Genomic DNA, 20,134 nt, shown 5'->3' on the forward strand with positions numbered 1-20,134 from the left:
CGCATGACCGAACTGCGTACCGATCGCCTCGTCCTCCGCCGCTGGCGCGACTCCGACCTCGAACCGTGGGCGGCGATGAACGCCGATCCCGACGTGCGCGAGCACCTGGGCGACCCGCTCACCCGTGAACAGAGCGATGCCTCCGTCGCCGGCTTCCAGGCCGATTTCGACCGGCGGGGCTACGGATGGTGGGCCGTCGAGGTCCGGGCCACGGGCGAGTTCATCGGTTTCGCGGGGCTGGACGAGGTGGAGGACGGGCTGCCGTTCACCGGTGTGGAGATCGGCTGGCGGCTCGCCCGGTCGGCCTGGGGCCGGGGTTACGCCACCGAGGCCGCGCGGGCCGTGCTGGCACACGGCTTCGAGGTCCTGGACCTTCCCGAGATCCTCGCCGTGACAACGGCCACCAACGTCCCTTCCCAGGCGGTGATGCGCAGGATCGGCATGACCCGGGACACGGCCGACGACTTCGACGACCCGGCCGCACCCGAGGGCCCCCTGCGCCCGAACGTGCTGTTCCGCATCGCCCGCGACGGCTGAGGAACGTCCCGGTCTCCCGGCCGTGCACAGCAGCCGCCTGCCGACAGGGCCCGTCGCCCCCTCCGGCTCACGTGTCCTCGTAGCGGGCGACGATCGCGGCGGCGCGGTCGCGCAGGGCGGTACGCAACGACTGTGGGGCCAGGGCTTCCGCGTCCATGCCGAGCCGCCACAACGCCCACTCGGCGTGTCGTGCGTCCTGGAAGGTGACCTCCAGCCGCAGCCGGCCATCCGCGTCGGGTTCCTCCGCGCGGACGGCCAGGGCGGTGTCCAGCAGGTCCTCGCGCCGGGCCGGGCTCAGCCGTACCAGCACGGTGACGTGGTCGCCGCTGGAGAGAAACCGCGCGGAACGTTCCCGCCAGATCCGGTCCAGATCGACCCGGTCCGGCCGCTCCGCAGTTTCGGGGAGTTCCTCGGCGGCCAGGACCCGGGACAGCCGGTAGGTGCGGTCCGCGCCCGATCTCGTGGCCAGCAGATAGCTCTGGCCGCGCACGGTGACCAGGCCGATCGGGTCCACCGTGCGCCACTTCGGGCTCTGGTCCACCGCCGCGTAGTGGATGCGCAATTTGCGTCCGGCGAGCACCGCGCGCCGGACCTCGATCATCGTGGCGTTGGGTACCTGCTCGGTCGCCACCCGACGGGAGAGCAGGTCGGCCTCCGGGTCGACGAGAAACCTTTGTGCCGCGTCGCTGGCGGTGGCCCGATGGTTCTCGGGCAGCGAGTCGACCACCTTGCGCAGGGCCGAGGCGAGCGCCGGGCCGAGGCCGAACACCTGCTCGCCGCGGCTCGATCCGGTGGTCAGCAGGGCGAGGGTCTCGTCGTGATTGAGGCCGGTGAGCTCCGTCCGGAAACCGGGCGACAGCGCGAAACCGCCGTGCCGGCCGCGTTCGGCGTAGACCGGGACGCCGGCCGCGGACAGCGCCTCGATGTCGCGCAGCACGGTGCGGGTGGACACCTCCAGCTCGCGAGCGAGCGTGTCCGCGGTCAACTGACCACGCCGTCGGAGCAGTAGCACCAGTGAGACCAGCCGGTCGGCGCGCACGCGGGAACTCTATCCGAATACATGACTATGGGTGTCATGATTCATTGGCACGCTGGCTGACACGACGTCGAAGCCGGCGACAACCGGGCCGATGGTCGTCCGTACTCCCGATGAACCGAATGGAGCTGACGTGGCAGTGGAACGAACCGCGGTCAACCCGGTGACGTGGTCGAAGGAACTGGGATTCAACCAGGGCGAGGTCGTCTCCGGGCACACACGGACCCTGTACATCTCGGGCCAGACCGCGATGAACGGCGACGGCAAACCCCAGCACGACGGCGACATGGCCGCGCAGTTGGCGCTGAGCGTCGACAACCTGGAGGCCGTGCTCGGCGAGGCGGGCATGTCCCTCGCGAACCTGGTCCGGCTCAACGTCTACACGACCGACGTCGATCTCCTCTTCCCGCACTACGGCGTGCTGGCGGCACGCTTGGGCGCCGCAGGGGTGGCGCCCACCTCCACGATGCTCGGGGTCTCGCGACTTGCGATCCCCGGCCAGCTGGTCGAGCTGGAGGGAACCGCCGTCGCGTGACGCGACCTCGCCACGCCCCTGCTGCTCGTGCCGACTCAACCGGCGCGAGCAGCAGGGCGGGTCGCCAGGCGCGTCCAGGGTGAGGTCGAGGAGGCGTTCGGCGCACCCGCGTTGGTCCGGGCTCGCCGAGGTGATGGCGATGCCGGTCACCCTCGTCTCGCAGGGGTTCACCCACACCGAGGGAGTGGGGAAGAGGGCGAGCCCGCCTCTCCCGGCAGCCCTGCTCCCAGTCCGCCGCCCAGACCTTCACCCTGACCGGCTGACCTGTGCGGTCGCGCGGCCGGCGGACAGGTCCCGGGCATCTCGGCCTTCCGCCGGCCGACGGTGGGTGCCGGATGCACCTGCCGGGTCTTGCGCCGCCCCTCCCGCCTGACGGTGCCCCGGGCGTCCCGTCCGGTTCGCGCCCTACGCCTCGGCCGACCTGTTGCGGACGCTGGAGGAATGACGGCTTCGCATGGTGACGTCCGCCGACTGGAAGTCGGCCAGTACGCCTGCCCGTTCTGCGGATTGCCACAGGACCGGGTGATGACGTTGGACCAGGACTGGGTGCTGCTGGAACCGGAGGTCAGGGTGCTGGCACACCTGGTGCCGGCCGAACACCGGTGGATCGAGCTGTCCGACGGACGGGTGACGGTGTACGCCGTGTATCCGGCCGAGCGGGACCAGCGGTGCCGGATCGAGCATCGACTGGCCTGCGCGAAGCAGCGGTTGCCGGACCTCTGGCCCTGGCTGACGGCACTCCGGGACGAGAACGCCCGGGCGGCGGCGCGGCAGAGCGACCCCGAGCCGCCCGAGCAGCCTCACGAGTGGCCGGACGCCGGGTAGGGCGACCTCCGGAACGTGCGATGTTGCCTCCCGCGACGGACTAAGGCTAGCCTCGCCTAAGTTAAGTCGAAGGAGGAGTCGTGACCAACCCGTTCGACGACGAGAGCGGTGTGTACCTGGTACTCGTCAACGACGAGGGACAGCATTCCCTCTGGCCCTCCTTCGTGGATGTGCCCGCCGGGTGGACCGTCGTCCACGGAGAGGACACCCGCGCCGCGTGCCTCGCATACGTGGAGAAGCACTGGACCGATCTCCGGCCCAAGAGCCTGATCGAGAGCACGGCGTCCGACACGCCGTTGGGGTAGCGCGCATGCTTCCGCCTGGAGTAAGCGGGGGCATGACTCGGTGATCCGCAGGGCAGTCGACACCTTGTCCGTGTCAGCCGCCCCAGGGGGAACCTCGTGACGAAAGCCGGAAGCGACGCCACCGCCTCGCCGGGAGGAGCGGACGACACTTCGCTGAAGCGGGCCATCGGCCCCAAGCTGCTGATCCTCTTCGTGATCGGCGACATCCTCGGCACCGGCATCTACGCCACCACCGGCCAGGTCGCGGGCAAGGTCGGCGGCGCGCTGTGGCTGCCGTTCGCCATCGGGTTCGTGGTCGCCATCCTGACGGCCGCCTCGTACGTCGAACTGGTCGGCAAGTATCCGAAGGCCGCCGGAGCCGCGCTGTACACGCAGAAGGCGTTCCAGGTGCCGTTCCTCACCTTCATCGTCGCCTTCATGGTGATGTGCTCGGGCCTGTCCTCGGCCAGCGCGGCGGCCCGCGCCTTCAGCGGCGACTACCTCTCCGAGTTCACGGACTTCTTCCCGCCCACGCTCATCGCGATCCTGTTCATCCTCGCCCTCGCCGCCCTCAACCTGCGCGGCGTGTCCGAGTCGGTGAAGACCAACGTGGTCCTCACCCTGGTCGAACTGACCGGCCTCTTCGTCATCCTCGCCGTCGGCGCCTGGGCGGTCCTCACCGGGGACGGCGACCCCTCCCGGCTCGGCGAGTTCGAGGCCGGGGGCTCCGGCTACGCGCTGGTCACCAGCGTGCTGGGCGCGACGGCGCTGGGCTTCTTCGCTTTCGTCGGCTTCGAGGACTCCGTCAACATGGCCGAGGAGACCAAGGACCCGGCGCGCACCTTCCCGCGCGCCATCTTCATCGGCGTCACCGTCACCGGCACCATCTACGTCCTGGTCGCCCTGATCTCCTCGCTCCTCGTCGACTACCGCGTGCTGGAGGACTCCAGCGGACCGCTGTTGGAGGTTGTCAAGGCCGGCGGACTCGACTTCCCGCCGAAGCTGTTCGCGCTGATCGCCCTGTTCGCGGTCACCAACTCGGCGCTGATCAACATCATGATGGCGTCCCGCCTCTGCTACGGCATGGCGAACGAACGCATCCTGCCCCGCGCCCTCGGCCGCGTCCTGCCCCGGCGCCGCACACCGGTCGTCGGCATCGTCTTCGTGTCGCTGCTCGCCATCGGCCTGGTCTCCACCGGGGAGATCGCGGGCCTCGGCGACACCACGGCCTTCCTGCTGCTGTGCGTCTTCACGGTCGTCAACGTCGCCGTCCTGGTCCTGCGCCGCGACCCGGTGGAGCACAAGCACTTCCGTACGCCCACCGTCCTGCCGGTGCTGGGCGCGATCACCTCCCTGGCCCTGGCCAGCCCGCTCTCCGACCGGCCCGCGGACGTGTACATCCGGGCGGGCGTGCTCGTGGCCATCGGCATCGGGCTGTGGGCGCTGAACAAGACGGTGATGAAGGCCCGGAGCGAGGAGTGAGCCACCGCCCCGGACCGTCCGCCGGCCGGGAGGTCAGCGGGCGATGCGAGGAATGCGCCGCTCCCAGGTGCGGTGGAAGACGACGTCCTCGCCGTCCCGGCACACCACCTCGTTCGACGTGACGAAGTCGTCGGCGTCGCAGGTGATCTCCGACCGGGTCTCGACCCGTACGTCCCAGCCCCGCTCCGGCCGGTGGAGCCGCACGGTCCAGTCCGACCGGGCCCGCGCCGACAGCGGGTCGTCCTCCCGGACGGTGTAGGTCTCCAGCGCGTCCTCGGCGAACTCGAGACCGTCCGGGTACACGCGCGTCCCGCCGTAGCGGGGGTCCACCTCCAGCCGCCATTCGCCCTTGGCCACGTCCCGCACGACCAGCCGCTCCGGGCGCTCCTCCTCCAGCGTCGCCGGTGACACCACCTGCAAGGGCTCGGACTGCTCGGGGTCCTGGAAGCGGATGCCGGTGTCCTCGGGATGTTCGGCGGCATCCCGCACGGGGAGTTCGAGCGCCGAGCCGGCCGGCTCCAGGACGAAGCCGTCGGAGCCCGCCTGCGGCCAGATCCACGGCCAGTACGCCGAGGAGACGGCGAGCCGGATGCGGTGTCCGGCGGGGAAGGTGTGACCGATGCCGTTGAGCCGGAAGGTCACCGTCTCCGTGGCCCCCGGCTTCCACGGCACGTTGCGGTCCCGGCCCTCGCGCGCCGCGAGGTTGAGCGCGCCGCGGGTCACCAGGGTCGACGAGCCGTCCGGCGCGACGTCGCAGAGCCGGGCGACGGCCTGCCCGTACGGCACGTCCATCCGCAGGCGCAGGGTGACCTCGGGGCGTCCCAGGATCTCGATGGGGCCGTCGGTGACGGGGAACTCGAAGCACACCGAGCGGCCGTCCTCCTCCCGCTGGTCGGGCGGCAGGTCGGCGTCGTTGCCGAAGGGGAAGAACCGTCCGGCGTCCACGCCGGTGTGCTGGGGGGAGCGTACGACGACCGGATCGCCCCCGAGGGCGTGGGCCGTGGGGGTGACGTAAGGGGACGGCCAGGCCGGGTCGCCGACCCAGCGGCCCGGCAGCTCGGGGTAGACGGTGGCCGGAGGGTGCGACTCGCTGATCCAGGAGCGGAGCAGCGGTTCGTCCATGACGCCGGTGTCCTCGCCCTTCAGGTGCTGGTCCCACCAGCGCAGCGTCTCCTGGAGGAAACCGATCGGCGGGCCCGGCGGCAGGCCGCGGTCCGGGTACTGGTGCGACCACGGTCCGATCAGCCCCCGCACCCGGTCGTCGGGCAGGTGCTCCACGAGCCGCAGCACGGTGTCGCGGTACGGGTCGTGCCAGCCGCCGACGGCGAGGACGGCGGCGTCGACCGCGGAGTAGTCCTCGCAGACGCTGCCGTGCTTCCAGTAGTCGTCGCGGAGCTGGTGGGCCAGCCAGGTGTGGATGAACGGGTCGACGGCCTCAAGGCGCCGCAGCCACAGGTCCCGCCACTCCTCGCCGGCGTACTCCGGGTCCGGCGGACGGCAGACGAAGGCGAGCATCGTGGCGGCCCAGGCGTGCATGTCGACGCCGAGGACCGAGCCGCCCATGTAGTGCACGTCGTTGTCGTACCGGTCGTCCGCCGAGCAGACGGTGACGACGGCCTTCAGCGGTTCGGGGGCGAGCGCGGCGATCTGGAGCGAGTTGAAGCCGCCCCAGGAGATACCGAACATGCCCACCTTGCCACTGCACCAGGGCTGCGCGGCCAGCCACTCGACGACCGCCACACCGTCGGCCAGCTCGGTGGCGTCGTACTCGTCCCCGGGCAGGCCCTCGCTGTTGCCGTGCCCGCGCACGTCGACACGTACGGAGGCGTAGCCGTGACCGGCGTACCAGGGGTGGCGCTGGCTGTCGCGGGGCGCCGTCCAGTCACTGAGGCGGTACGGCAGGTACTCCAGGAGGGCCGGGACCGGTTCCTCGGTGACCGGCCGCCAGATCCGCGCGTAGAGCCGGGTGCCGTCCGGCAGCGGGATGCGGATGTCTTCGTGGGTCGTCTCGTACGGGAAGTCCGTGCGGATGCGCATGGGCGGTACCTTCCGGCGTGCCGGTGCTCAGTGGACGGGGTGCATGGTGCGCCGCAGCCACGGCGCGAGGGCGACGACGACCAGGCCGAGGACGACCGCGATGCCGCCGTTGACGCCGAAGTACACGGGTTGGGACACGTCGTCGTAGATCTTCACCACTTGGGCCTGGATCCCGTTGGCGAGGGCCAGCGACAGGAACCACAGGGCCATGGTCTGGCTGGAGAACGCCTTCGGCGCCAGCTTGCTGCTGGCCGAGAGGCCCGAGGTCTCCAGGAGTACGTCGCCGAGGCCGAGCAGCAGGTAGGAGCCGACGATCCACCAGGCGGCCATCCGGTAGTCGGTGCCCTCGTGGCCCGAGGTGGGCAACACCATGAGCAGGAACGACAGGCCGCCGAGGATCACCCCGAGCGCGATCTTGTTGGAGGCGTGCGGCTGGCGGCGGCCCATCCGCACCCAGACGGCGGCGACCACGGGGGCCAGCGCCACCTCGAAGGCACCGAGCGCGGAGGCGTACCAGCTGGACGGGAAGTCGAAGCCGAGGATGCTGGTGTTCGCGTTCGTCGACGCGAGCAGAATCATCGTCGAGTACGCCTGGAAGAGGATGAAGTTGAAGACCACCGAGGCGAGGAAGAGTACGATGTAGGGCCGCAGCCGGCCGCGCTCCTCGGCGGTGACCCGGGGGCTGGTGAACATGATCCAGAAGTAGACGACCGGCGCGACCACCGAGGCGAGGGTGAGCACGTCCACGAAGCGGTCCATGGTCAGCCAGCCGACACCCGCGAGCAGCCCGCACAGCGCGGCGAAGGCCAGGGTCCCGCCCACCATCAGCCACACGGCCCGCCGCATGGCCGCCGGGGCCAGCGCGAACTCGGCGGCGTGTTTGCGCCCGGCGAGGTGCCGCCGCCCGACGACGTACTGGATCAGCCCCAGGGTCATGCCGAAGGCGGCGGCCGAGAAGCCCCAGTGCCAGCCCTGGTGCTCGCCGAGCCAGCCGGTGATCAGCGGGCCGGCGAAGGCGCCGATGTTGATGCCCATGTAGTAGAGGGCGAAGCCGGCGTCACGGCGGTCGTCGTCGGTGCGGTAGAGCTTGCCGACCATGGCGGCCACGTTGGGTTTGAGCAGGCCGGTGCCGGCGCTGATCAGGCCCAGGCCGACCCACGTCATGGTGGCGGTGGGCACGGCCATGGAGTAGTGGCCGAGGGCGATGAGGATGCCGCCCCACAGCACCGCCCGGTAGGAGCCGAGGATGCGGTCGGCGAGCCATCCGCCGCCGACGGAGACCAGGTAGACGAGGGTGCCGTAGGCGGCCGACACCGACGCGGCGGTGCCCGCGTCCATGCCCAGGCCCTCGTTCGCCACCGAGTCGGCGAAGTACAGGACCAGGATCGCCTGCATGCCCAGGAACGAGAAACGCTCCCAGACCTCCAGGCCCGACAGGGTGAGCAGACCCTTCGGCTGTCCGAAGAAGGCACGGTCGTCCCCCGCCGGCGGCTGCTCGTCGTCGGCCGTCACGGGGTGAGCACGGTCTGTCATAAGTCCTGTCGCCGGTCGGGGATGAGGGCTGGACCGCCGCACAGCGAACCGACCGGCAGTCCCACGTTGCTGGTCAGGAGATCAGGGATCACCCCTGCTTCGCAACTGCATACGCCCAGGCCGAGGGCCTACGGAGTGAGCGCGAGACTAGTGCAGCGCCATGTTCTTCGTCTCCGGGGCCCACACCACCGACGCGGCCAGCCCCGCGACCAGGACCACGGTCAGCACCAGCATGGTGGGGGAGAAGCCGAGGTGGTCCAGGCTCAGCGGGAGCAGGAACGTACCTATGGCCGAGCCCACACGGCTGAGTCCGTTGAGCAGGCCCACGCCCGAGCTGCGCAGGTCGGTGGGGAACAGTTCGGCCGGGTAGACCTGGTCCAGGTTGACCGCGGCCGACATGGTGAAGGTGAAGACCAGGAACAGCGGGAAGAGCACCGCCGTGGGGGCGTCCGGCCAGATCGCGATCGGGGCGAGCGAGGCGATGAGGACGACGAAGGACCAGATGGTCAGGGAGCGACGGGACGCCTTGGCCACGAACCACAGGCCCGCGAGGCTGCCCGCGAGCAGGAAGACGTTCAGCATGCCGTCGCTGGTGGTGTCCTCCTCGCCCACCCCCATCTTCAGCAGCACCAGCGGCAGGAACGTGTAGATCGCGAAGTACGGCACCACCTGGGCGTTGTAGAAGACCACGCCGAAGGCGGTGTGCCGCCAGTGATTCCGGCCGAACAGATCCCGGTAGCGTGCCTTCGCCGCACCGCCCGCGGCCTGGGTGGTGCGCACCAGCGAGGCGAACGCCTCCACGTCCCCGCCCAGCCGGGTGACAACCGCGCGGGCCTGCTCGACCCGCCCCTGCGCCAGCAGCCACCGCGGCGACTCGGGCACGCCGATACGGAGCAGCACCACGGCCACCGCCGGCACACAGCTGGAGGCGAGCAGCCAGCGCCAGGCGTCGTCGCCCAGGGAGACCATGTAGTTGCCGAGGAAGAAGGCCACGACGTAGCCCACCGTCCACAGGACGGTCAGCGAGGCTGGGGTTGGGGCGGCATCGGCCCCTCCCGGCGGGCGGCGGCGGCTCAGCCGGCTGATCGGCCGGGCCGTCGGGTGAAACGGCGCAGCCCCCGTCGGGTGGGCTTGAGGGGCCTGTCCTCGGGGGCGGCCGGTACCTGAGCCGCGGTCAGGGCCGCCGCCGGGGCGGGGGCCGGGTTCTCCACGTACCGGCTGCCCCGTTCGAGCCGGGTCCGGACGGCCTGGGCCATGGCGTGGTGGGACGGTTCCTGCAACAGGCCCTCCGCGGACAGCCGCTCCCACATGCGCAGCAGTTCCTGTCCCCGGGTCGCGACCTGGCCCTCGTCCCACAGCCGCTGCCACGCCGCCGTGGCCCGGGCGACCTCGGGTGCGGCCCGGGTCAGGTCGGTGCGGCAGCGGATCCGCGCGACGGTCAGGGCGAGAACGGTGGAGACCATGTACTCGCCCCGCAGATAGGCGATGTAGGCCTCGATCGCCCGTGCCTCCAGCGAGAGTTCGTCCTCCGCGCCCCTGCGCAGGGTGAGGTGCTCGCGCAGCGCGCCGGCGAGGACGAACGCGGCGTGCAGTTCCTCGCGCTGCGCGTGCTGGATGATGCGCTCGACGCGAGCGAGCGGAGGAAACGCCTCCTCCTCCGCGGCGGTACGCTCGCGCCCGGGCGGCAGGTCCTCCTCCTCGGCGATGGTCCGGCTGGAGCCGTCGGGGTACACCCGAAGGCGCGCCACCTGCTGTGCGGGGCGGTCGATGACGGTCGCCGCCACCGGGGCCCCCAGGGTCCGGGCGAACATGGCGATGGCGTCGAGGATCGCCTCGTTGGCCGGGCGCATGCCGCCCATCTCCAGCAGATGGCCGTTGACCACCGTCGACCCGTCCTCGGCCACGTAAGCGTCGAGTCGGATCAGCGGCGGTGCGCTGAGCACGGGCAGGTTTCCCTTGTCACGGGGTGTCAGCGAGTGGGGCATACGCTCAGACTCCGGGTCGGACCACACCGAGGACGGGCATGGAGGCGGCCGGCGCGGTCGTGATCGAGCGTCCGGGCCGTGGGGCGTGGACCATCTGTCCGCCTCCGATGTACATGCCCACGTGCGTGGCGTCGTTGTAGTAGATGATCAGGTCGCCGGGGCGCGCGGACGACAGGCCGACCCGCGTCAGTCCCTGCCACTGTGCCTGCGAGGTACGGGGAATGGGGTGTCCGGCGGCCGCCCAGGCGGCGGAGGTGAGTCCCGAGCAGTCGTACGACGAAGGGCCCACGGCTCCCCACACGTACGGCTTGCCGATCTGGGCCATCGCGAAGCCGACGGCCTTCCCGGCCGCCCCGCTCACGGTCGTCCCGCCGCCCGAGCCGCCCCCGGTCGAGGAACCGCCGCCGTCCGAACCGGATCCCCGCCATTTGGACTTGGCCTCCTCGGTCCGCTGCCTCTCCAGCGCGGCCAGCCTGCGGGTCTCTTCCTCCTCGAGACCGGCCTCGATGCTCTCGGCCTCGGCGATCCTCTTCTCGATCTTCTCCTTCGCCCCGGCCTTGTCCGCGCGCGTCTTCTTCAGCTCGCGCAGTTCCTTGGCGGCGGCCTCGGTCTGCCCGTCCAGCTCGGCGCGGACGGTCTGCTGGGTCTCGGAGACGTTGACGAGTCCCCGCATGGCCTGGCGGGCCTGGGACGCCTCGTCCAGGGCCTGGTCGGGGTGGTCGCCGAGCAGTAACTGGATGCCGGTGGAGGCCAGATGGCCCCCGCGGTACTGCGTCCGGGCGGCCGCCCCGGCGAGGTCGTGCAGGTCGTCCACCCGGTCCTCGGTGCGGGCGAGGTCCTTGCGCAGCGACGCCAGCCGCTTCTCCTGCTTGGTGGCCTTCTCGTTGGCGGCGTTGTACGCCTCGGTGGCCACCTCCGCCTCGCGGTAGAGGCCGTCGAGTTCGGCGCGGATTCCCTCGATGGAGGTGTCGTCCCGCGGGTCGGGATCGTTGGGTGCCGCATAACTCGGGCCGGGTATGAGGGCTATCGCGCAGACAAGGGCTGCTACGGTGGCCCGGCCCCGCAGCCGTCCGCCGCCGGTCGACACGTTCATCGGCTCCACTTTCAGAGGTCGTGTGCGGGCAGCTCGGACGGGCGGCCTCCGGCCATCGCGGTCGCCACCACGGGTCACACGGAGATCCGTTCGACCTGTGAACACATTACCCTCACCTGAATGGCCGCCCCCGGTATCCCCGCGCGTGTCAACGTCCCCGTAGGCAACTCGCCCACCGCGGTTGGCCGGTTCTTGTCCGTGACGACGCTGAACCTCAGTGGTGCCTCGTCCCGGTGAGCCGCCGCAACGCCGCCAGTGCGGGCGGACCCCAGGTGGGCTTGCCACCGGGGAGGCCGCGGTCACCGGCGTCCGCGATGAGGAGGCCGCCGAGCGCGTTCGCCGCCGCGTTGCCGCGGGCGCGGCGCAGGGTGGCGCCGTCCGGGGATGGCCGGTAGGCCCTGTGGAAGGGACCGGCGGCTCCGTCCGGCAGGAGGACCCAGGCGGCGGCGAGATCGCTCGCCGGATCGCCCGCGCAGAGGTCGCCGAAGTCGATCACACCGCAGAACGTGCCGTCCGCCGTGAGGATGTTGGCCGGATGCAGATCGGCGTGGACCCACAGGGGCGGGCCGTCCCACGGGGGAGCGGCGAGTGCGTCCTCCCACACCGCGCGGACGGCGTCCGGGTCGGGGAGCAGGCCCAGTTCAGTGGCCTTGGCGAGCTGTTCGGCGAAGCCTTCCGCGCGGTCGGCCAGGGGCCCCGCGCGGCCGCGACCGGCCGGTGCCCCGGCGGGGGCGGGCTGGTGAAGTGCCGTCAGGAAGGCGGCCAGTGCGCCGGCGGCGTCGGCCGCCCGCGTGACGGGGGCGCGGTCGGCCGGCGTCCCCGGTACCCAGGTGGTGACGATCCACGGCCGCGGGAACCGCTCGGAGGGCTCGCCCAGGCGCTGCGGCACGGGGACGGGCAGCGGCAGGTGCGGGGCGAGCGCGGGCAGCCAGGCGTGTTCCTTCAGCAGGAGCGCGTCCGCGGTCCGCGTCGCCCACGGGAGCCGCACGGCGAGGTCGTCCCCGAGCCGCCACAACTGGTTGTCCCAGCCGCGCGCGCCGAGCGTCAGAGGACGGTCGGCCAGGTCCGGATGCTGTTCCTTCAGGAGAACGCGGATCAACTCCGCGGTGATCTCGACCTCGGTGTGGGACATGGGGAGCAACAGTAGCCGGACGACGCCCCGGTCGCGCGGGACCGAATATCGACTACGGCCCGTCCGGAGGCCGTAGGCTGCCCGGCGGCTCCCGGTCGATGGAGCCTCGGTGAAACGGGGGCGCGCAGGTGAGCAAGGTCGATCGGTCGGACAGGGCCCGGGAGTTGGCCCGTTACGCGTTGCTCGCCGCCGCGGTGGCCGTCCTCGTCGTCCTGCTGTCGCTCCTCGACGCGGGCCCCGTGATCATCCTGGGCGGACTCGCGGGACTGGCCGTGTGCGCGGTCGGCGCCTGGTGGTTCCTGGCCCATCGAGGTGCCGTGCGGGTGCTGGGCGCGGGGCTCGCCGTGGGCGCGTTGGTGGCCGTGCCGGCGCTGTTCCTGAACGGCGGCCTCTGGTTCACTGCCCCGGTCGGGGTTGGGCTCTGGGCCGGGGCCCTGGTCTGTGCCCGCGGTGCCCTGCGGGCGGACCGGCGGCCGGACCCGACACGCGCCGCCGCACGGCCGCGCCAAATGCCCCGGCAGGCGGTCCTCATCATGAACCCGGCCTCGGGCGGCGGGAAGGTGGCCCGGTTCGGGCTCGTCGCACGGGCCGAGGCGCTCGGCGCCCGGGTGATCCTGCTGCGGCCGGGCACCCACACCGACGTCGAGGAACTCGCCCGCAAGGCCGTCGCCGAGGGCGCCGACCTGCTCGGCGTCGCGGGCGGGGACGGCACCCAGGCACTGGTCGCCGCGGTGGCGGCCGAACACGACCTGCCGTTCCTGGTCATCTCCGCCGGCACCCGCAACCACCTCGCCATGGACCTCGGCCTGGACCGCACCGACCCGTCCCGGTGCCTGGACGCCCTCACCGACGGGGTGGAGCTCAGGGTGGACCTGGGTGACGTGGCGGGCCGGGCGTTCGTCAACACCGTGTCGTTCGGGGTGTACGCGGCGATCGTGCAGCGCCCCGAGTACCGCGACGCCAAGGCCGGCACGGCGCTCGACGCACTGCCGGACCTGCTGGCCGGCGGTGCCGGTGAGCGCCTCGACGCCCTCGCCGACGACCGGCCGGTCGACGGCCAGCAGGCGCTGCTGGTCAGCAACAACCCCTACTCCTCGGCCGACCCGCTCGACGTCGGACGCCGGCCCCGGCTGGACGGGGGCGAACTCGGCGTGCTCGGCATCCGCGTGGACGGCGCCGCGCAGGCGGCCGACCTCGCCGTGCGGGGCTCGATGTCTCCGGCGCTGACCATGCTGACGTCACGACGGGTGGAGGTCCGCGCCGGTGCCGCGAGCATCCCGGTGGCCGTCGACGGCGAGGCGCTGACGCTGCCCACGCCGGTGGTGTGCACCCTGCGACCGCGTGCCCTGCGCGTCCTGGTCCCCCGCGACCGTCCGGGTGCGGTGGACCAGGTCCCGAAGCTGGACTGGCGGCGGATCGCCACGCTGGCCCTCGACCGTCCCGCCTCCGGCGCACGTCGCTGAGTGGCGCTGTCGGGCGTCCGGCACCTCAAGCGCCGGTGCGCCCCCGCAGAATCCCCTCGACGCCCTGGAGGAAGGTTTCGAGACCAGTTCGGGGTCGAAGAGGCACCCCGCCGCCATGGCGCCGTCCCGGAGCATGACGAGGTGCCGCCCGTCCGCCTCGGCGGGCGCGTCGCCGGTCTGTGCCAGTAGCTCCGTGACGGTGTCCAGGAACCAGGCCCGGTGGGCCAGGACGGCCTGGTGGATGGGGTGGGCGGGATCCGGATACTCGGCCACCGCGTTGAGGAAGGCACAGCCGCGGAAGCCGGGGGACCGGATGCCCTCCGTGATGGACCTGGCGACGGCCCGGACCTCGTCGGCCGGCGACCGGGCGCCCGCCCGCGCTTCGGCGACCTGCCCCCGGATGCCCCGGTCGGCCAGGTCGAGATAGGCGAGAACGAGGTCCTCCTTGCCCGAGAAGTGCCGGTACAGCGTCGCACGGGTCACCTTCGCCTCTGCGGTGATCCGGTCGATGCCGACGGAGTGCACCCTTGTCAGCGGCACGTCCGCCACCGCTCCCGTGACCCTGCGCAAGCTGTACTTCCTGCGCTTCGCGTTCGCCGCGGTCTGGGCCGCCCTGCTCTTCGCGGCCGGCGACACGCTCGGACCGGCCGGCGTGACCCTCCTGGTCGTCTATCCCCTGTTCGACGTGGCGGCCGCGATCATCGACATCCGGTCCGCCAGGGCCGACGGCGGTACCGCGCCCGCCCTCTACGTGAACATCGCGATCAGCTCACTGGCGGTCGTCGGGCTGGCCGTGGCGGCCACGTCGGGTGTCCCGGCGGTGCTTCGCGTCTGGGGCGTCTGGGCGATCACCTCGGGCATCGTCCAGCTCGTCGCGGGCGCCACTCGCCGGAAGCTGGGCGGCCAGTGGGCGATGATCGTCAGCGGCGCCATCTCCACGGTCGCCGGCGCCTCGTTCTTCGAGCAGGCGGGTGGCGACGACGCCTCGCTGCGGAGCCTCGCCGGATACGCCTTCCTCGGCGGCGTGTTCTTCCTCGTCTCGGCACTCCGGCTGAACCGCGCCCGCCACGGGGCGTGAACGTCAGGCGGCCTCCCAGGCCGCCTCGATCATCCGGAAGATCTCGTCCACGGCGGCCTCCGGATCGTCCGCCTCGCGGGCCAGCGCATAGGCGTCGATCACGAACCTCGCGATCGTCCGGCAGGCCGTAGTGGTCCGGGACAGCGCGGGATCGGCCGCGACGGCCGCCGCCAGCGAGTCCGCGTGGCGCAGCCGCATCGACTCCTCGTACTTCCGCAGGGCCGGTGATCCGCCGATCATGCGCCAGACGGGAGCGGCGGCGTCCGCAGTGCAGTGCCGCACCAGGGCCAGGATCTCGCGCCGCAGCGCCGGCATCAGCGGCTCGTCCGGCGCCCGGCCGCCGACCGCGTGCGTGAGCCGTGCCTCGAAGTCCTCGTCCCGCTCGAAGACCAGGGCCTCCTTCGAGGCGAAGTGCGAGAAGAGCGTGGTGACCGCCACGTCGGCCTCGGCGGCCACGTCGCGGATGCCGACCTTGTCGTACCCGTGTTCCAGGAAGAGCCCCATGGCGGTGTCGGCGATCTTCTGGCGGGTCGCGGCCTTCTTGCGCTCGCGGCGTCCGGTCGGTTGCGGCATCCGCTCACGCTATCAGCTGCAAAAGTGTAACCGCTATTAAAACCTAACCGTTAGTGCTACGGTCGGCCGCATGAAGAAAGTGAGCTTCGCCGAGTTCGGCGGCCCGGAAGTGCTGCACCTCATAGACGCCGAGGAGCCCCACGCGGGCCCCGGTCAGGTCCGCATCGCGGTGCGGGCGGCGGGTGTGAACCCCGTCGACTGGAGGATGCGCGAAGGCCAGATCCTCAAGGCCCATCCGATCGAGCTGCCCTCCGGAGTGGGGCTGGACGCCTCCGGGGTGGTGGACGAGGTCGGCGAGGGTGTCGAAGGATTCGCGGTCGGCGACCACGTCTTCGGCGAAGGCGCGAGTACCTACGCCGAGTTCGCCGTACTGTCCGCCTGGGCCCGGATGCCCGAGGGGCTGACGTTCGAGGAGGCCGCCGGCTATCCCTCCGTGGTGGAGACCGCGCTGCGCCTCATCCGCGAGGTCGGTGTGCGGGCCGGGCAGACGCTGCTGGTCAGCGGCGCCTCCGGCGGAGTCGGTTCGGCGGTGCTGCAGATCGCCCGCCACCGGGGCATCACGGTGATCGGCACGGCCGGTGCCGCGAACCAGGACTATCTGCGTGGCCTGGGCGCCCTCGCCACGACGTACGGCGAGGGCTGGGTCGAGCGGGTGCGACGGCTCGGGCAGGTCGACGGGGCCCTCGACCTGGCCGGCTCCGGCGTGATCCGTGAACTGGTCGAGCTGACCGGGGACCCGCGCAAGGTGATCTCCATCGCCGACCTCGACGCGCCGAAGCTCGGCGTCCGGTTCTCCGGCGTCGCCGGGAGCGTGCCGGACGCGCTCGCCGAGGCCGCCGACCTCATCTCGCGCGGGAAGCTCCACATCCCGGTCGAGAAGTCCTACACCCTCGCCGAGGCCGCGGCGGCACACACCGACAGCCGCGCCGGTCACGCGCGCGGCCGTCGGGTCGTGATCGTCTGAGCGGAGCGGGTCAGACCCGGTCGGCCGCGATCAGCAGGTACTGGAAGCTGCCGTTGCGGTAGGCGTTGAGGAAGGTGTCCTCGATGCCCGTGACGAGATGGTCGGCCTCGCGGCGCAGTTCCCAGTAGGGGATCGTGGCGGCGGTGAGGTCCTGGACGTGGACGGGGACGAGCCGGTTGCGGGCCATCGCCCGGAAGTACGCCGAGCGCGGGTGGATGTCGCAGATGTAGTGGGCGTTGATGAGCGACACCTCGCGGGAGGCCTGCCCGTAGGTGTCGTTGTAGCAGCCGGTGATCACCACGTACCGGCCGCCGCGGCGCAGGAGGCGGGCGTGCTCGGCGAAGAGCAGGTCCAGCTCGACGTACATCGTGGACTCGTTGTTCCAGGACGCCGAGTAGGCGCCGGTGGCGAGGCCGGTGTCGAGCATGTTGCGGTGGTGGTAGCGCACCTTGCCGTCGATGCCGCGCTTGCGGGCCTGCTCGCCTGCGAAGTCGGCCTGCTTGGCCGAGATGGTGACCCCGTCGCTGTGGCAGCCGTGCCGCAGATGGGCCACCACGCTGCCGCCGCCGCGCCCGCAGCCGGCGTCGAAGACCCGGTCGGCGGGGGAGAGGTCGCCGAGGTGGGAGGCGAGGAACTCGGCCTGGGCGTGCTCCAGCCGGTGCAGTTCGTGAGTGATCCGATCCCGGCGCCGGTCCGCGTCCGGTTCGGTCAGCACCGATGTGTCGGCGTCCCCGATGCCGTAGTGGTGGTGGTAGAGGTCGTCGACTCGGCCGAGTTCGAGGTTGACCGGGTTCTCTTCGGCGTTCCAGTAGTCCGCGACACGGTTCTGGTACGTGGACTGGGTGGGTACCGGCGCGGCCTTGGCGCCGGTCTGGGCGGTCGTCAACTATGGCTCCCTGGTGCTGTGGTGCGTGTTCTGTCGTGCCGTGTGCTGTTGGTGCCGGGCGTCGGTCACCAGTAGTCGGGCAGGCTGTAGCGGTCGCTGTTGCTCGCGTGCCATTCGTGGTTGCCCGACACCCAGTCGGCCAGGCCGCGGGCGTATCGCTCGACGAGGGGCGAGGTGGTGGACAGCAGGGCGGACTCCGTTTCGAACGCCTCCATGATCTGGTTGTGGATGTCGACGCTGTGGAGATAGGCGGCCTTCAGACCGCACCGGTCGTTGGCGGCGACCACCTGGGGCAGGTTCAGGTGCTCCGGGTCGCTCGCCAGTTCCTTGGTGAACGAGTACAGGTCGTTGACGATGGTGGTGGCATTGCAGGCGAGGACGGTGATCCGCTGCACCTCGGGGCGGGCGTAGGCGGCTTCGGGCAGTTCGTAGCCGTCCACCGTGTCGACGATGGACAGACAGGGCCGGAAGTTGTTGAACTGCCGCATCACCAGGTACTCCCAGACGTGCGGCCTGTGACGCGTCTCCGACCAGGAGGCTTCCGCCAGGTACCCCAGGTGCAGCCGGGCGAGGTCGTGCACCAGCCTGCTCGTCTGGCTGGGTGTGGCGAGCGCCGCGTAGTCCTTGAGAGCCCAGTGGTACGACCGCAGCGGGCCGTCGGCCTGGACGCCCTGGCGCCAGTCCTGTTCGGCGTCGGGGGTGGAGTGGAAGGGGTCGAGGGCGGACTGGGCGATGATCAGCCGGCCGCCGAGGCCGCGCCGCGCGCCACCCCTGCCCTCGTCCTCCTCGCAGTAGCAGCTGTCGACGATGTTCTCCGCCAGCAGCAGTTTGCCGGCGACGGTGAGCCGTTCCATGTCGACCGCGTCGGGGTGCTGCAGCGCCACGGCACGGCCGAACTGGAACTGGGAGAAGTCCCCGCTCCACTCCGGCGGGAACAGGTCGAGCGCGCGGGCCCAGGCCTCCAGTCTCTCGTCGATCTCGGCGGCCTTGTCCCGGTCGGCGGGTGAGACGGGCCGGTACTTCAGGCCGGGGATGGTCTTCTCGCGCCGGGCCCGCATGGACCGGGCGGGGTTCGGCGGGCCGGGCAGTGAGAACGCGGCCGTGCCGTTCGCGGAGATGCTCATGGTCGTGTGCTCCAACTGGTCAGTCGGCTACCCGGCCGAGTTGGACGTTCTCCAGGAGGCCGGCCGCGTCGGGTACGAGGATGGCCAGCGAGTAGTAGGCGGTCACGAGGTAGTTGGTGACGGCGTTCCGGCTGACGCCCATGTACCGGACGTTCAGCCCGGGTTCGTACTCCTCGGGGATGCCGGTCTGGTAGAGGCCGACGACGCCCTGGTCGGCCTCGCCGGTGCGCAGCGCGAGGATGCCGGTGGTGTGCGACCGGGAGACGGGGATCTTGCCGCACGGGAAGATCGGAATGCCCCGCCAGGCGGGGACGTGGTGCCCGTTCACCGTCGCGGAGCCCGGGACCAGCCCGCGCTTGTTGCACTGCCGGAAGAACGCGGCGATCGCCTTCGGGTGGGCGAGGAACAGCCCCGTCCCGCGGCGCATGGAGAGGAGTTCGTCCATGTCGTCGGGTGTGGGCGGGCCCGTGGACGTGCCGATGCGCTGTCCGTGGTCGACGTTGTGCAGCAGACCGAAGTCCCGGTTGTTCACCAGCTCCCACTCCTGGCGCTCGCGGATCTCCTGGATGGTCAGCCGCAGCTGCTGCCGCGTCTGGTCCATGGGGTCGCTGAAGAGGTCGGCGACCCGGGTGTGCACGCGCAGCACCGTCTGGGTGAGGGACAGTTCGTATTCGCGCGGGGCGAGGTCGTAGTCGACGAAGCCCCCGGACAGCGTGGGCTCACCGCTGTGACCGGCCTGGACCGGCATGTCCGCCTCGCCCCCGCGGTTCGTCGGCAGCCGCTGCCGCTCCGCGTACGCCGCCAAGTGCGCGGCCAGGGACGGCACCCGGTCGGTGAACTCACCCAGCGCGTCCCGCGGCAGCGCCAGCACCACCGCCGCCGTCTGAGCACGCACCGACACCGGCCACAGCGGGTCGGGCAGGCCGATCGCCTCGTCCCCCACCGGTTCGCCGTCGCCGACGACACCGACCACCGCCTCCCCGCCGTACTTCCCGACGGCGAGCCGGGTGAAGCGGCCATGGACGGCCAGGTAGATCTCGGTGACCGGCTGTCCCGCCGCGCACAGCACCTGACCCGCCCGGACCTCGCGCACCGCGAAACGGCCGGCCAGCTCAGTCAGGACCTCCTGGTCGGCATAGCCGCGCAGCACGGGCAGCTCGGTGAGGGTCCGCGGAATCACCCGGACGTCGTCGGCACCGTTCTGCTCGAACTGGACCCGCCCCCGCCCGACCCGTAGTTGCAGACGGCGGTTGACGCGGTAGGCGCCACCCCTGACGTCCACCCACGGCAGTCTCCTGATCAGCCATCGGGAGGAGATGGCCCGCATCTGTGGCTCGGACTTGGTGGTGGTCGCCAGCTGACGTGCGGCACGGGTGCCGAGACTGGTGGGCGGGTTCTCCGCGGATGCCGCGGGACCGTGGTCCGAGCTGACCAGACCTGTGGCGCTGTCCTGAGCGGACACTTTCCCTCCCGGAAGGGCGAGCGGTAGTGAGCGGAACGACCCGTGGTGCACAAGTGGACCGTGCGCTTCAGCAAGACAACCAGCGCCGGGCAGCCTGCCGGTAGG

General features: G+C 71.5%; 19 protein-coding genes and 1 pseudogene. 8 read left to right on the top strand and 12 right to left on the bottom strand.

What is annotated here, in order from left to right; genetic code table 11:
* Positions 1–3: 3 nt before the first annotated feature.
* A complete protein-coding gene (locus tag ACFWR9_RS23265) occupies positions 4–537 on the top strand; it encodes a GNAT family N-acetyltransferase (RefSeq protein WP_383845260.1) in 534 nt (177 codons plus the stop codon).
* 67 nt (positions 538–604) lie between these two features.
* On the opposite strand, the gene ACFWR9_RS23270 is transcribed toward ACFWR9_RS23265, so the two are convergent.
* Positions 605–1,576, bottom strand: coding sequence for a helix-turn-helix transcriptional regulator (locus ACFWR9_RS23270; protein WP_383845262.1), 972 nt, complete (start codon positions 1,574–1,576; stop codon positions 605–607).
* Positions 1,577–1,712: 136 nt separating this feature from the next.
* On the opposite strand from ACFWR9_RS23270, the gene ACFWR9_RS23275 reads away from it, so the two are divergent.
* The 4 genes from ACFWR9_RS23275 (at position 1,713) to ACFWR9_RS23290 (ending at position 4,699) form a co-directional block, all read left to right on the top strand.
* Positions 1,713–2,108, top strand: coding sequence for a RidA family protein (locus ACFWR9_RS23275; RefSeq protein ID WP_383845317.1), 396 nt, complete (start codon positions 1,713–1,715; stop codon positions 2,106–2,108).
* Positions 2,109–2,549: 441 nt separating this feature from the next.
* Positions 2,550–2,933 (top strand): DUF6083 domain-containing protein, encoded by a 384-nt coding sequence (locus ACFWR9_RS23280; RefSeq protein WP_383845264.1) that lies wholly within the window; start codon positions 2,550–2,552, stop codon positions 2,931–2,933.
* 80 nt (positions 2,934–3,013) lie between these two features.
* Positions 3,014–3,238, top strand: coding sequence for an MbtH family protein (locus tag ACFWR9_RS23285; protein ID WP_383845266.1), 225 nt, complete (start codon positions 3,014–3,016; stop codon positions 3,236–3,238).
* Positions 3,239–3,334: 96 nt separating this feature from the next.
* A complete protein-coding gene (locus tag ACFWR9_RS23290) occupies positions 3,335–4,699 on the top strand; it encodes an APC family permease (RefSeq protein WP_383845268.1) in 1,365 nt (454 codons plus the stop codon).
* A 33-nt stretch (positions 4,700–4,732) separates the two neighbouring features.
* Here the strand turns inward: ACFWR9_RS23290 and ACFWR9_RS23295 are convergent, their stop codons facing one another.
* The 6 genes from ACFWR9_RS23295 to ACFWR9_RS23320 form a co-directional block, all read right to left on the bottom strand.
* Positions 4,733–6,736: a CocE/NonD family hydrolase gene (locus ACFWR9_RS23295; protein WP_383845270.1), complete on the bottom strand. Its 2,004-nt coding sequence runs from the start codon at positions 6,734–6,736 to the stop codon at positions 4,733–4,735.
* A 27-nt stretch (positions 6,737–6,763) separates the two neighbouring features.
* A complete protein-coding gene (locus ACFWR9_RS23300; RefSeq protein WP_383845272.1) occupies positions 6,764–8,269 on the bottom strand; it encodes a peptide MFS transporter in 1,506 nt (501 codons plus the stop codon).
* A gap of 147 nt (positions 8,270–8,416) precedes the next feature.
* Positions 8,417–9,355, bottom strand: a complete 939-nt coding sequence (locus ACFWR9_RS23305; RefSeq protein WP_383845318.1) for an MFS transporter — start codon at positions 9,353–9,355, stop codon at positions 8,417–8,419.
* Positions 9,343–10,254 (bottom strand): hypothetical protein, encoded by a 912-nt coding sequence (locus tag ACFWR9_RS23310; protein ID WP_383845274.1) that lies wholly within the window; start codon positions 10,252–10,254, stop codon positions 9,343–9,345. Before ACFWR9_RS23310 ends, ACFWR9_RS23305 begins: the two co-directional genes overlap by 13 nt.
* Positions 10,255–10,258: 4 nt before the next feature.
* The gene (locus ACFWR9_RS23315) at positions 10,259–11,347 is read right to left on the bottom strand and encodes an NlpC/P60 family protein (protein WP_383845276.1); all 1,089 of its coding nucleotides are present in this window, start codon (positions 11,345–11,347) and stop codon (positions 10,259–10,261) included.
* A 214-nt stretch (positions 11,348–11,561) separates the two neighbouring features.
* A complete protein-coding gene (locus tag ACFWR9_RS23320) occupies positions 11,562–12,479 on the bottom strand; it encodes an aminoglycoside phosphotransferase family protein (RefSeq protein WP_383845278.1) in 918 nt (305 codons plus the stop codon).
* A 128-nt stretch (positions 12,480–12,607) separates the two neighbouring features.
* Here ACFWR9_RS23320 and ACFWR9_RS23325 point away from each other — a divergent pair, with 128 nt between their 5' ends.
* Positions 12,608–13,942 carry a diacylglycerol/lipid kinase family protein gene (locus tag ACFWR9_RS23325; protein ID WP_383845280.1) on the top strand — a complete coding sequence of 445 codons (1,335 nt, stop codon included), beginning with the start codon at positions 12,608–12,610 and terminating at the stop codon, positions 13,940–13,942.
* A gap of 25 nt (positions 13,943–13,967) precedes the next feature.
* Here ACFWR9_RS23325 and ACFWR9_RS23330 read toward each other — a convergent pair.
* A pseudogene (locus tag ACFWR9_RS23330) lies at positions 13,968–14,467 on the bottom strand (TetR/AcrR family transcriptional regulator); the annotation flags it as partial.
* Here ACFWR9_RS23330 and ACFWR9_RS23335 point away from each other — a divergent pair.
* The gene (locus ACFWR9_RS23335; RefSeq protein WP_383845282.1) at positions 14,451–15,020 is read left to right on the top strand and encodes a hypothetical protein; all 570 of its coding nucleotides are present in this window, start codon (positions 14,451–14,453) and stop codon (positions 15,018–15,020) included. The pseudogene ACFWR9_RS23330 and the gene ACFWR9_RS23335 sit on opposite strands and share 17 nt — an antisense overlap.
* A 3-nt stretch (positions 15,021–15,023) precedes the next feature.
* Here ACFWR9_RS23335 and ACFWR9_RS23340 read toward each other — a convergent pair whose 3' ends face one another.
* A complete protein-coding gene (locus ACFWR9_RS23340; RefSeq protein ID WP_383845284.1) occupies positions 15,024–15,593 on the bottom strand; it encodes a TetR/AcrR family transcriptional regulator in 570 nt (189 codons plus the stop codon).
* A 70-nt stretch (positions 15,594–15,663) separates the two neighbouring features.
* On the opposite strand from ACFWR9_RS23340, the gene ACFWR9_RS23345 reads away from it, so the two are divergent.
* Positions 15,664–16,557, top strand: coding sequence for an NADP-dependent oxidoreductase (locus ACFWR9_RS23345; protein WP_383845286.1), 894 nt, complete (start codon positions 15,664–15,666; stop codon positions 16,555–16,557).
* A 10-nt stretch (positions 16,558–16,567) separates the two neighbouring features.
* Here the strand turns inward: ACFWR9_RS23345 and ACFWR9_RS23350 are convergent, their stop codons facing one another.
* From ACFWR9_RS23350 to ACFWR9_RS23360, 3 genes are all read right to left on the bottom strand, one after another.
* On the bottom strand, positions 16,568–17,443 hold the full coding sequence (locus ACFWR9_RS23350) for a geranyl diphosphate 2-C-methyltransferase (RefSeq protein WP_383845288.1): 876 nt from the start codon (positions 17,441–17,443) through the stop codon (positions 16,568–16,570).
* A gap of 65 nt (positions 17,444–17,508) precedes the next feature.
* Complete coding sequence (locus tag ACFWR9_RS23355; RefSeq protein ID WP_383845290.1) at positions 17,509–18,567, bottom strand: family 2 encapsulin nanocompartment cargo protein terpene cyclase; 1,059 nt, start codon at positions 18,565–18,567, stop codon at positions 17,509–17,511.
* A 19-nt stretch (positions 18,568–18,586) separates the two neighbouring features.
* On the bottom strand, positions 18,587–20,029 hold the full coding sequence (locus tag ACFWR9_RS23360; protein ID WP_383845292.1) for a family 2B encapsulin nanocompartment shell protein: 1,443 nt from the start codon (positions 20,027–20,029) through the stop codon (positions 18,587–18,589).
* Between the last annotated feature and the right edge of the window lie 105 nt (positions 20,030–20,134).

The sequence above is a fragment of the Streptomyces sp. NPDC058534 genome, from assembly GCF_042717365.1.
Classification (GTDB): Bacteria; Actinomycetota; Actinomycetes; order Streptomycetales; family Streptomycetaceae; genus Streptomyces.